This is a genomic window from Spirosoma fluminis (assembly GCF_054778895.1).
The window spans coordinates 1-12,059 of sequence record NZ_BAAGZD010000001.1 but is presented as its reverse complement, the minus strand read 5'-3'; the positions used below and the strand labels follow the sequence as shown (position 1 = coordinate 12,059).

At 50.0% G+C, this 12,059-nt stretch carries 13 protein-coding genes and 1 tRNA gene; 4 read left to right on the top strand and 10 right to left on the bottom strand.

Annotated elements, in window-relative coordinates; translation table 11 throughout:
• Positions 1-77 precede the first annotated feature (77 nt).
• Positions 78-581: a hypothetical protein gene (locus ACYVBJ_RS00070; protein ID WP_460980262.1), complete on the top strand. Its 504-nt coding sequence runs from the start codon at positions 78-80 to the stop codon at positions 579-581.
• Positions 582-962: 381 nt separating this feature from the next.
• Here the strand turns inward: ACYVBJ_RS00070 and ACYVBJ_RS00065 are convergent.
• Together ACYVBJ_RS00065 and ACYVBJ_RS00060 are read right to left on the bottom strand one after the other, a co-directional pair.
• Positions 963-1,035 (bottom strand) — tRNA-Lys (locus tag ACYVBJ_RS00065).
• 133 nt (positions 1,036-1,168) lie between these two features.
• Positions 1,169-1,882, bottom strand: a complete 714-nt coding sequence (locus ACYVBJ_RS00060) for an SDR family oxidoreductase (protein WP_460980261.1) — start codon at positions 1,880-1,882, stop codon at positions 1,169-1,171.
• Positions 1,883-2,027: 145 nt separating this feature from the next.
• On the opposite strand from ACYVBJ_RS00060, the gene ACYVBJ_RS00055 reads away from it, so the two are divergent.
• Positions 2,028-2,939: a porin family protein gene (locus tag ACYVBJ_RS00055; protein WP_460980260.1), complete on the top strand. Its 912-nt coding sequence runs from the start codon at positions 2,028-2,030 to the stop codon at positions 2,937-2,939.
• A gap of 128 nt (positions 2,940-3,067) precedes the next feature.
• Here the strand turns inward: ACYVBJ_RS00055 and ACYVBJ_RS00050 are convergent, their stop codons facing one another.
• From ACYVBJ_RS00050 to ctlX, 7 genes are all read right to left on the bottom strand, one after another.
• Positions 3,068-3,907: an SDR family NAD(P)-dependent oxidoreductase gene (locus ACYVBJ_RS00050; RefSeq protein ID WP_460980259.1), complete on the bottom strand. Its 840-nt coding sequence runs from the start codon at positions 3,905-3,907 to the stop codon at positions 3,068-3,070.
• Between the two features lie 99 nt (positions 3,908-4,006).
• On the bottom strand, positions 4,007-4,735 hold the full coding sequence (locus tag ACYVBJ_RS00045) for a head GIN domain-containing protein (protein WP_460980258.1): 729 nt from the start codon (positions 4,733-4,735) through the stop codon (positions 4,007-4,009).
• 127 nt (positions 4,736-4,862) lie between these two features.
• Positions 4,863-5,015 (bottom strand): hypothetical protein, encoded by a 153-nt coding sequence (locus ACYVBJ_RS00040; protein ID WP_460980257.1) that lies wholly within the window; start codon positions 5,013-5,015, stop codon positions 4,863-4,865.
• Positions 4,993-5,877 (bottom strand): NAD(P)H-binding protein, encoded by an 885-nt coding sequence (locus ACYVBJ_RS00035; protein WP_460980256.1) that lies wholly within the window; start codon positions 5,875-5,877, stop codon positions 4,993-4,995. The genes ACYVBJ_RS00040 and ACYVBJ_RS00035 overlap by 23 nt, the downstream gene beginning before the upstream one ends.
• A 17-nt stretch (positions 5,878-5,894) precedes the next feature.
• Positions 5,895-6,113, bottom strand: a complete 219-nt coding sequence (locus ACYVBJ_RS00030) for a hypothetical protein (protein WP_460980255.1) — start codon at positions 6,111-6,113, stop codon at positions 5,895-5,897.
• A 56-nt stretch (positions 6,114-6,169) separates the two neighbouring features.
• Positions 6,170-6,634, bottom strand: coding sequence for a MarR family winged helix-turn-helix transcriptional regulator (locus ACYVBJ_RS00025; protein ID WP_460980254.1), 465 nt, complete (start codon positions 6,632-6,634; stop codon positions 6,170-6,172).
• A 115-nt stretch (positions 6,635-6,749) separates the two neighbouring features.
• Positions 6,750-7,679 carry a citrulline utilization hydrolase CtlX gene (gene ctlX, locus ACYVBJ_RS00020; RefSeq protein WP_460980253.1) on the bottom strand — a complete coding sequence of 310 codons (930 nt, stop codon included), beginning with the start codon at positions 7,677-7,679 and terminating at the stop codon, positions 6,750-6,752.
• 424 nt (positions 7,680-8,103) lie between these two features.
• Between ctlX and ACYVBJ_RS00015 the strand changes: the two genes are divergently transcribed.
• On the top strand, positions 8,104-8,664 hold the full coding sequence (locus ACYVBJ_RS00015; RefSeq protein WP_460980252.1) for a carboxymuconolactone decarboxylase family protein: 561 nt from the start codon (positions 8,104-8,106) through the stop codon (positions 8,662-8,664).
• A gap of 132 nt (positions 8,665-8,796) precedes the next feature.
• On the opposite strand, the gene ACYVBJ_RS00010 is transcribed toward ACYVBJ_RS00015, so the two are convergent.
• Positions 8,797-10,344 carry an arginine deiminase family protein gene (locus ACYVBJ_RS00010; RefSeq protein ID WP_460980251.1) on the bottom strand — a complete coding sequence of 516 codons (1,548 nt, stop codon included), beginning with the start codon at positions 10,342-10,344 and terminating at the stop codon, positions 8,797-8,799.
• Positions 10,345-10,694: 350 nt separating this feature from the next.
• Between ACYVBJ_RS00010 and ACYVBJ_RS00005 the strand changes: the two genes are divergently transcribed.
• The coding region (locus tag ACYVBJ_RS00005) for a hypothetical protein (protein WP_460980250.1) at positions 10,695-12,059 on the top strand (1,365 nt) is incomplete at its 3' end.

Sequence of the window (12,059 nt, the reverse complement as noted above, 5' to 3'; positions counted from 1 at the left end):
GCTTTGGGGCTCGTTTGTCAGCTTCGGTCGACACGAGTTATACGTAATTTAGTTAACCTTACAATATATAAACAGGAGTGGGAACACAATCGACAGTCTATGGCCGAATTACAGTCAACAAAGACTTTGATAAAGTAAAAACGTATTTCGAACAAATGCCGATTGATGATTCCTTTTTATACATTTCTCCAGAAATGTTTAAAGTTGGAACAACGACAGGGCGATTATTTTATGAGGAGCTTATTATAACATTTGGTGCTACTTATAAAGCTGTTGAAGACTTTTGGACAGAATACGTTCTAAAATTTGAACGCATTTTAGAAGACATAGAGTTTGTTAGTGTCGTCATGCATCTTGAGACAGAATTTATGGGGACTTACAGTTTTTTTTGGCTTTCCAAGGCGTCCGGCTATAGTGTTGACAACAGCGACAGGATGATTGAAATGCCCAAATGGTTTTTTGGCGTTGGAAGCAGAAATATGTGGGGACACCTAATTGAATTAGAAGGAAACAAACATGATTACCCGTTTGGCTTTTCTTATCCAGTTCAAATTGCTCTTGTGTCTCAGAAAACAAATTAATTTCAGAATGAGCGTTTTGTGCGCTCTGGTGGGGAAGCTTCCCGTCGACAGGACGCTCGCCGATAAGGAGGGTTTGCAGCCCAACTGCCACCGTGTTCGCCAGCGAACGAACCCAGAAGTACTGTTAAATTGCTCTTTTTAAGGATGCTTGATTATCAGACAGTTGCAATTTAACAGTACATCCTAACAAGGGGTGTAAAGGTTGACACTAGGTTCGTTCAGGTAAGTGGCGTCATCATCCATCAGCCCTTGTTGTCGTTGGGCGAGTTGAACAAACTACTTCAGCATATAAGTCGTGGGCGACCGGAGAAAGTGAAACCGGCCTGTGTACAAATAAAAAGTCACTTACAAGTTTTACCTCATAAGTGACTGCTTTAAACGTGACCCCGGACAGGCTCGAACTGTCGACCCATTGATTAAGAGTCAATTGCTCTACCAACTGAGCTACGGAGTCATTTACACGTGCAAATTTAACCGATGATCTGGTTAATAAGTGCCTGTTCAGGACAATTAACCGAAACCAGGCCACGTATGTTCCTTATGTGTTCGCGAATTGATACTCGTTAGTCAATTGACTCCAACTTTAGCTACCAATCCACTTCCTGTTGGTCGTGCCAGAACTTGCCGGTTTCGGATTGAGCCGCTTCCGTTGCCAGCCAAACGATGGTTTCAGCCCCTTTCTCAACCGGACGACTCGCATTGGGTCCACCCATATCGGTACGTACCCAGCCCGGATCAACGCAGTTCACGGCGACGTTATGCTGCTTCAGCGCACCCGCAAACTGCTTGGTAACGGCGTTCAGCGCGGTTTTTGAGATGCTATACGCCGGTGCATACGTATGCATGCTCGTCAGCGCGCCCGCCCCGCTTGATACGTTGATAATGCGTCCCCCGGTTTGGCTGCGCTGTAGTTGCGGCAAAAAATCCTGAATAACTAATATCGGTCCGATAACATTCGCCTTGAACGTCCGCTCCAGCATTTCGGCGTTCAGTTTCAGGATGTTCTCTCCGTGATCTTCCAGAACGGCTGCGTTGTTGATCAGCACATCGAGGTGATCCGCTTTTTGCGAGAACGTACCACAGGCATTTTTGATACTGACCGGATCAGTTACATCAAGGTGGATAAACGTGGCCTCGTAGCCCTCACTGCACAATTCTTCGGCGGTTTCCCGGCCTTTCGTCATATCGCGGGCACCAATAAATACAGCAAATCCCTGCTGGGCCAGTTGCCGGGCAATCTCTTTGCCGATGCCTTTATTAGCGCCCGTAATCAGCGCCGTACGTTGATGTTCAGTTTTCATAGTACTCATCTTACTCCCGCGAGGCCTAAATTGTTTACCAGAAAACAACCGTATGCTCAACTGCCCGACCGTTTCCTCAGTGCTGTTACGGATTTTGATACTTTAGCGACTAATCTTACATAACCAGTATCTGACTACGTATCCAATGAAACGCTATTATTCATTTCTGATTCTGAGTTTGTTACCCATCAGCCTATCGGTCGCTCAGAACAGCACAACAAAGCCGGGCACTACAAGTCGGTCGGCGGTTAAACCACCGGCTACTCGCCCCGCAGCGACGGATGCCTCCTCCACTGATCAGGCGGGTTCATCTACTCAGTCGACTTCTTCGAATCGGAGGCAGGAACTCTACGATCAGTATCACAGCCAAACTAAGAAACCAGCCGCCCAGGCACCAACTTCGTCGCCAGTGGTAGCCAGTCAGGCAGCCGTCGAAACCGAGACTCAGAAGCCCGTCATGGCCCAGACGTCCAGCCGAACGCAGTCATCAGCAGCGGCCTCACCCAAGGATGACGGCAGTTCATCGGGCGTTCGGATCGGTATTCGGGGTGGCGTTACGTATCTGGCTTATACCGAAGAAAATTCATTCGCTAAACCAGCGGTTGGGTTTGTGGGCGGCATATCCTTTACTTTTGGGAAAGGGGCACTCTCATTTCAACCCGAAATCAATTACGCCCGGTATAGCTCGAAAATCACTGTTCTGGGATTTTCATCAACTATTGCGGCTGATCAAATCGAAGTGCCTTTATTCCTCAAGATTTCGTCCGGTACCTATGAGGGTAACCGTTTCTTTCTGAATGTAGGGCCGTATGGCTCTTATTTGGCCAGCGCCCGTGCTGATGGTCAGAAAGAATCGCTGGATGGAACATCAGGCCGATTTGGCTTTGGAGCGGCTGCTGGTGTAGGAGCGGCTATACTGGCGGGTCCTGGTCACTTTACAGTCGAAGTTCGTGGTCATTATCCACTAGGCGACATCGACAACGGCTTTGCCACCGATGCGAATATAATTTTCTGTCAGGCAGCCGTTGGCTATATATTTCCCCTAGGTGGCCGATAGCCTATAAATTTCTCATAGAGTGGGTTATAGAATGGCAACGGCCGCCTGGGTGTTGCCATTTTTGTTTTGCCAATTTTTAGTTAGCTAGCCACATAGCCTCATCGTTACGTGGCTTCGCTCCTGTGTACTCACACAAACGGCATCGTTTTCTCCCAGAGCCACCTGGCTTTCTCGTCGGTAATGTCCCGATTATGGGTGGTTTTCGGTCGGCTATCGGCGAAGAGAGCGCCGTTGTTACGTTCCCCAATCAGTTTGAGCGGAGCGGATGCCAGAAAGATCGAGGTTTCGGCGCCCCTCTCCGGCGAACGCATTAGTGGTCCCGCCAACGCGAACACTTTCCCTAGCAAACCCGGCGTATCGGCCCCAAAATTTGTGCGAACGGCTCCCGGATGCACCGAGTACGATACAATACCCTCGCTGGCCAGGCGATGGGCGAGTTCTTTGGCAAACAGCAGGTTAGCTAGTTTATCGTCACAATACGCGAAGGTAGGAGACAAGTCGTCGATCTTCCGGAAAAAGCGGGACGTCCGGCCACCCAGGTAGGCCGCTGACGAAAGCGTAATGATTCGGGCAGGTTCGCCGGTAGCCTTTGCCGCTTTTAAGACATCGAGCAGGTGATGGGTGAGTACAAAATGGCCGATATGGCTGGCATAAAACGATTTTTCGATGCCGTCAACGAACTCCAGGCGGGCAGGTGTGTAGCCCGCGTTGTTGATAAGTACGTCAATTTTAGGGTAAGTTGATTTTATATCCTGAGCCACTTGACGTACGGAATCAAGATCGGCCAGATCAACCAGAAATAAGTCGACTTTCACGGCCGGATTGGCCCGCTGTACTTCGGCCTGCGCGGCAAGCCCTTTTTGCCGGTTCCGACATAGTAAAATTAAATTGAACGACCGTTGAGCGAGTGCTTTGGCCGTGGCTAAGCCAATGCCGGAGTTGGCACCGGTAATAAGAGCGGTTTTCATAACGATTTATGCAGTACGATGTATGAGTACCTACTGACTCCTTCGACCTGAAGGTTCAGCAGATGCTCATACATCGTAACTCATAAATCACCGATCAGTTTAGCCCTGCTTGCGAATCCTGGACAGACCGTTGGCAATCTGCGACTTCACGGTTGGGTTACCGGTGTAATTCACCGTGCTAACGCCATCTGCCTCAGCCGTTAAGGTTTCGGTTACGTGAATGTCGGCGCGGCTGGCCCCGTCGAGTCGGATATCGGCGCGGGCTACTGTCAACTTACTGGCATCCAGATTTCCGGCGCCCGACATTTGGATATCAGCTTCGGTAGTTTTCCCCTGAAGGCTGGCTCGGGAACCATCTCTGACAATTAGTTTCAGCGTTTTTGCCGCAATGGGAGCGGTTAAGCGGCTGCCTGTCTCTACGGTCGCGGTCAGGTTGTTGGACTTAATCGGCAGTTCAGATTCGACCGTGCAGCCTGTGCTCACCAGAATTCGGTCGAGTTTCGGTACGTGAATGGTTACCGTAACACCTTTGGTCTGGTTATAGCTTTTATTCTGCGCCAGCATAACGGTCAGCTCGCCGTTTTTAACCTCGGTCACTACATGCTCCAGAATATTGCTTTCTCCTTCCAGATCCGCCGTGCCCGCGTCGCCGGTAACGATACGTACGCGCATACCAACCCGCACGTTTAGTTTGTCGAAGCTGCCGACCGTCCGCTGCTGCTTGACGATCTCGCCATTACCCACAATGGCATTCGCATTCTGCCCGTACACCAGGGGGCTCGCCAGGGCCGTTAGCGCCACAATCAAAGCCGTATTAATGAGTTTCATCTGTTCTAAAAAGTTCTAAGTTTAGTTGAATGACGCAATCCGAAGCCGGAACGTTGCTCTATCAGTCCAAGATACTAGAACTTTCTCTTTATCGGCTTATCCGCTGGGGAATAAAGAGCAACCGGGCTCAATACGTTCGGGGCTGTTTATTTTCCGGATTACGTCCGGTGAGGAGCCATACCTGAACCGATAAGCCAACAAAAAACCGGATAACCTGTTCGGCCATCCGGTTCTGGTAGGTGTGGTTGGTGAGGGCGTTACGCTTTATACGCCGGTGCAAATTCGTTTGTAGCAAACTCGTCAAGCTTTATCTTCCCATAAACAGGTTTGTTCCTGAAGAAATCAGCCTGCATTGTTCCATCCCGCATGGACTGCCCAAGCCAGGTATAATTCTGAGCCATTTCCGGACTGAATCCCGCCTGCAGGAACCCCTGCGTACTTTGTTCATCCGAGAACACAACCCAGGGCAGATCAGGTTTGCCGATGGCTTCGCCCAGTACGTTGGCAATTTCGGAACCGGTTCGTTCGTCACTGGAAATGTAGCGTACCCGCTGGCCCGTAAAATCAAGGTTGAGCAGTTCCTGCAGGGCGACTTCGGCAATATCATCGGTATGGGTCAGGAGAATGGGCTCCTCACCAAAGTTACTTCCCATCATCCCCATAGCCTTGACCATGCCGATCAGACCCGACAAGTTATACATGAAATAAGACGGACGCAGCAGCTTTATATTCAGCCCCGCAACCTGTTTCAGTTTCTGCTCGGCATCATACAATCCGTCAACGGGACCGGTACCTTCGCCCAGGTCGGCCCCAACGCTGCTCAGCAGCACCGCAAATCGAATGTCGTTCGCCCGAATGGCGGCAATGTAATTGTCGATAATCTGGTTCTGGTACGTTCGCAAATCCGGGATGCCCCGTTTTCCGGGTATGAGCAGATAAACCGCATCCGCTTCGGCAAAGGCCTGTGTCAGAAACGCAACGTCTTCAATGGTACCCACAGCGGCCTTTGCACCGAGCGCTTCAATCGCTGGAACGTTGTCCTGCTTACTGGTAACAACTGTTACGGTATGGCCTGCCTTGACCAACCCCTCGGTAATCGGCTTGCCGGTATGGCCAATCGAACCCGTGATAACGTACTGCATACCTGATCGCTTAATAATTAGAATAGAAGTTTCCAGCCATTGAAGAACAGGTCTTTACCCGGCTGACCGGACCAGTGCTGTGTGGTCGTTTCGGCCTCAGGTTCGTGTATTTCATGTTTGTCTTTCTCGACTACAATAGCCGAAATCCCTTCTTTGGCCAATAGTCGGCACACATCTTTGGTGGTAGCCTTTGCCTTGCCCGACACGAGGCATACCGTTTCGTCGTTAGTTTTCATAATGATCTGGCTGTTTAGTTTGCTTGCACATACAATAACTTTCATTAAAAAAACGGTTAAGGCTCATCGAGCGCCTTGGCCGCTTTGAATACCTGCTGGGTTAACTGGCAAACGTTCTGCTCACCAATCAACTGCGAATACCGGGCCCCTACCCGATTCCAGGCTTCGGAAACCGCTGGTTTTATTTCCTCACCAGCGGGCGTGGAATAAATCAGGGTCTTTTTTCCTTCCGATTCCCGCCGAACCAGTTGTTTCTGTTCCAGCTTCTCAACCAACCGGGTGATGGTCGATGGAGTCAGGCATAACCTTTCGCTTAGCTCGGATGGGGTTATACCGGGCTGATCAACCACTTCGCACAGCAGATAAGCGTGGGAGTACGAAAGACCAAAGCGTCCGAACTCCTCGTCGCCAATCGCCGTGATGGCTCTTGCTAAGGCATTGGCCGAAAACAGTAAACACGCACTGTAGCGGGTTTCAGTTTTCGACTCCTGGTCCGTAGCTATGTTAGCGTCTTGGTTCATATATCTTCTGTCTATTGAGAGACAAAAGTAAGGTATAATATTTGTATGTGCAAACAACAAGATAAAAAAAGAGTTGATCGGGCAACTATCCAGTCTCGATCAACTCTTTCTTAATCTATTTCAGGGGTAGATGTACTTCGGTCATCATACAGCGTGCCGAACCTCCGCCATTGGCTTCGACCATCGACAGATCAAAATGCAGCAACGTAGCATAGTCGTCCAGCAGATCGATCTGCTTGGCGGTCAGTGACTCAAACGCCCGTGTCGACATAACCAGCAGTTTCTGGCCTTTTTGGGTTGTGATCATGAGCATATTACCGGCAAAATTGGCCATCTGCTCCAGCGAAATGTCGATGATCCGCTTGTTGAGTCGCTCCAGTTCCTGCCGAACCATGAGCCGTTCATCGGGATTACTGATCGCGGCCAGGCACACAACCACAAACGTATCGGCAATGCACATCAGTACGTTGGTGTGGTAGATAGGCTTACCGTTTTGGTCGGCGGCATGAAACGATAAAGTCCGGTAACCAGTCTGGCGGCTGAACTCTGCCAGCACGTCGGGGTGCGTTCGGGGTGACAGGCTGGCAAAGGCGACGCGGTGCATCCGGTCGAGTACCATGCTGCCGGTCCCTTCCAGAAATTTACCTTCCTGTTCGAAATGAGTCAGATCAACGACTTTTGCTACGTGGTAACGCTTGGCCAGATCGTCAATAATGTCGGTCCTCCGTTCCAGTCTCCGGTTTTCGGCCTGCATCGGATACAGCACAACCGTACCGCTGGCGTGAAACGATACCCAGTTGTTCGGAAAAATGGAGTCCGGCGTGTACGGCTCTACCGTATCGTCATAGACCATAACGTCTACACCGATTGCCCGGAGCTGACGTACCATCTCGTCGAATTCGCGCTGGGCGTCTTCCTGGGCTACGTCCTTCGTCTGCGCGGCCATTTTTATGTCCTGAAACGCGTTCGATTCGGCGGTTTGCTCGTTGAAACCAAAGCGAACAGGGCGAATCATGAGTATACGGGAAGTAGCTTGCGATTGCATAAGAAGTTAACCAGTTGATCAGTCAGTATTGTCGAAAGAGTAAGCAAATTAGTATTGATAGCGCAATTGATTACCAAGTCGGCAAAACTTTTGGCACTGCAACCGTTTTTTCGGAGTACATAAAACTGCTGCGTTCGCTTATCAACGGCATCGTTCTGACTTGACTACACGTCGTGCCTCCGGGTTCAGCAGCGGACGATTCTCTGCCTGTTCAAAGACTGACCCACTAACCATAGACAAGACGTACATTTTTCAGAAAGCCGGTACTACTACCCGTTAATCAACCTATGAACTAACTGACAAACAGACCTGTTGCATTTGCCTATCCTGAAAACGATCATTAACTTGGCGTTGTCATCTTCCGGCGATTTTACTCCGCCTGCCCAATTCATAAAACCTATTTCTTACTTAACTCTTTACACGAATGCCACACATTGCATTACCCGAGGGATTACCCGGTATTGTAGGGCCTATGGCTTTTAGCCCCGAAACGACCAAACCCCTGAACGCCTTAGCCGAAGTATTGTTACGTACCAACGCCAGTGACTCACTGACGCAGGGCGAACGTGAGCTGATAGCCTCGTATACGTCCCGGCAGAACGACTGCTTCTTCTGCTCGACTTGTCACGGAGCGGTTGCTGACTACGTACTCGGGCGAGAGAATCAGACCGTAGCTCAGGTTTGGGCCGACCCTACCACAGCGCCGATATCCGATAAACTAAAAACCTTACTCGTCATAGCGGACAGTGTGCGGCAAGGCGGTAAACACGTTACGCCCGACCAAATAGCCCACGCCCGCGCACAGGGTGCAACCGATCGGGATATTCACGATACTGTATTGATTGCGGCCGCTTTCTGCATGTTTAACCGTTACGTGGATGGCCTGGCAACCTGGGCTCCGGCCGACCCGGCGGCTTATCTGGATATGGCAGAATCCCTGGCTACAAGAGGGTATCCGGCTTCGGTTGAAGCGCAGCCCGCTTAAGCTAAAAATTTCTACAAATCAGTTGCTGACGCTTATCCCCGCCACGGCGTCAGCTTTTCATGTATAATTAAAGAAGGCCCGCTAGTGTGAACTGGCGGGCCTTTACTGCAAGCACGTTCTTGCTCGGACACTTTACACCTCCTCCCGCAACAACGGTAAGCTCATGCAGTGCGAACCACCACGAGCGCGGCTTAATTCGGCCGATGGCAACATAATAAACGTATTTTTGATGGTATCGGGTGCTGCGTCGCCCCGTTCGAATCGGTCCAGCAACGTAGCGGCTTCCACTACATCAAACCCGGCTTCGCGAAAGGCCTCAGCGGTTTTCTGGTTGCGGTCGTAGCCAACCACAACCCCATCTTTCAGGGCCAGCAAATTGCAGGAATCAGTCCACTGCTCGCGGGCTCCGAACGGAAACTCGTTGTTACCCGAGTAAATGAACTGTACTGGCTCCGTTACGCCCAGGTCGTTTACGCTGATCGAAGCCAGCAGATCTTCGAGGTTCTCCAGCTCAACAGGTTTCTGTTCCTGGCCTTTCGTGAACTGTAAAATTTTCAACTCTTCCGAAACGTCCTTCGGCGCAAAAAAATGAATAACGTCGCTTTTTTTGGCTTCGTCGCCGGTTCGCGCCAATGACCCCAGCAACACCCACACGTTACGTTTCACCTGCGTAAAAATGGTGTCGATGTGCATGTAATCGCGTTTCTTGGGAATTTTAACGATTGTAACCGTATCGACCAGATCTTTGGCAAATACCAGCCGCATCACCTGCTGGGCTGCGTACAAGGTAGTTCGTTCGCTAACACCGACGATCAGGTGCCGCCGGGCAATCATCATCACATCTCCGCCCTCCAGGGTCGAACGGGTAACATCGCGATCAACATCTGCATCGGGCAACAGAAACGCGTGCTCGTTGTCAGGTATTTCAATAATGTTCTCCCGATAATCGGCAAAAAGCGGATGGTGAAAGAAAATATACTGAGCCAACAGCGCTTCGCGCGTACGGGCCAGTTTAGCCGGTTTATTCAGCAGAATATGATCGTTGATAACGATACCGATGTCGCGCGTAAAAATAAAATTCGGCAGGGGCGCAAACAGCATGGTCCGGTCGGGCAGCGAACCTGAAATCATGATTTTGGCCAGTTCCACAGGCTCGTATTCATTAAGCAATTGCTGCGTGCGGAACGATGTACGCTCGATGCCGCAAATAGCCGCGACCATACGCGTACGGATGCCCTGGTCAGCTAAGATATCAGACAACAGACATTGAATGTCAATTACCTTATCGGACCGGAAGTAATCGTCATCGTCGGGTTTAAAGAATGAACGACTGGAATCAGGGCCCAGCTTTTTTATCTGACCACGTACTTTGTCCGGGTCAAGGAAGTACAGAAGAATTTTAACGTAGTAATCATACTCATCCCGGCGCATCATGTCGAGGTGAACGATGTCTTCAAACAGCCAATCCTGCGCTTTTGACGGGATCACTTTTCCCAATCCCCGATCGGGGCTGTGAATAAGCAACCGTTTTAAGGTACCTATTTCTGACGATACGTTTATGCGGCCCGCCGGTGCATGAGCCGGATCGGCGCTCGTTGATGCAGCCGTACCAGAGGTATCGATGAGCGGGTTAGCAGCCACCAGATCTTCGGTTTCCAGAGCGTGTTTTCCAATCTTCATTTCATTTGAACCAGTTAGCATATAGACCTTGGTTCCTGTTCGCAAGGTACGGCTTTAGCGCGAGAAGACGGAAAGTAACTAAATATTCACAATTACAAGTGTTTACATATTTTATGTTTAATAATACATCAATCAATTAAAATGTATTGACCGATATACGTAATAAGTGCGGTTGGCATACATTTTGACACGTGCTGACGGTAACGTCTGGTCAACGGATCAACTGACCAACGCCTTGTCTTTTGACGGAGTAACAACGAATTCAGAAAACACACCACAATGGAAAATGACAAGTAGCTCGTCATTTTAGCCAAATATGCTGACTGCTCAACTATGCAACCAGATGGATTATGCTAACATTTACTACAAACAGGCTTATTAAATTCCAGTGGCTTACAGTTGCCTTGCTATTTAGTTCTTTAGTGAGCCTGGCGCAGCCTGGCGTATCCAATCCAGGTCTTACGCTCAACAAACTGGTTAACAAGTCAAAGGCTAGCGTGGGCGGAATACTGACCTATACTATAGTATTAACAAATACCGGTAGCACTTCGGCATCAACCACGGTTCGCGACTCACTCGGTCAGGGGGTTTCCTACATTCCCGGATCGGCAGTATCCCCCCAAAACACTAATTTTACCGTTGGCTCACCGATCAATCTTTGGAACGTAACGTCACTAAGCGGAGGACAAAGTCTGTCGTTAACGTATCAGGTTAAAGTAGATAGTGTTGGCGTTCTCTACAATAAAGCCACCATACCCGGCGACACTGCGGTAGCCTGTACCAGTGTTCCGGTTACGGTTTGCACAGGCGATCAGTATACGTTTCGCTTGACGGGCCCGGCTGGCCGGAGCAAGTACCAGTGGTTTCGTACAGTAGATGGAGTAACGACTGAAATCACCACCTCCACTACCAATACCTTAGACATCACTCAGCCCGGCGAATACAAACTTTCGATCGACAATGAGGATGGGAAATGTCCGGATTTCAGTTGCTGTCCTTTTATAATAGAAGAAAATCCTCTGCCTAGCTTCACGGTTACAACCGTATCGACCAGTTGCGTAAGCGGCAGCTCCCTAATTGGCGGTCAGATTGTATTAGCTAATTTCACCAGTACGTATACGTATCAGTATTCGGAAGGAAGTGATTTCAACGCCAGCGCTTCGTTATCGGGCTCGCCCAAACCGGTTCCCGCTACTGGAATTATCGCCAGCAACTTACCAAACCCAACTGCGGCCAAACAGTACACCGTGCGGGTATACAACCCATCGGGGTGCTACCTGGATAGAACCGTTACGCTAGCACCAGCGAATTGCCAACAGATACCAGCTTTAGCCTTAGCCATTACGCCTACCGAGTGTCTATCTGCCATCAACCAGTATAGTGTGAGTGGTAGCCTTTCGTTGACCAATGCTATCGCCAGTTCTTTAACCATTACGGATGGCACTGTGAGCCAAGTAGTCTCGGTGAGTGCAGGGCAAAGCAGTGCTAACTTCAGCCTGAGCGGGCTCACCTCCGGCATATCCACCCATACGGTCACTGTCAGTGGACAGGGTTATACACCTGCTAGTCTGATCTACACCGCACCGGCTTCCTGCTCAGTCACCCCGGCTCCTGTGCTAACTATGGCCATCACGCCTTCAGAGTGTTTATCGGCCACTAACCAGTACAGTGTTAGCGGTACAGTGTCCTTGACCAACGCCGTAGCCAGCTCACTC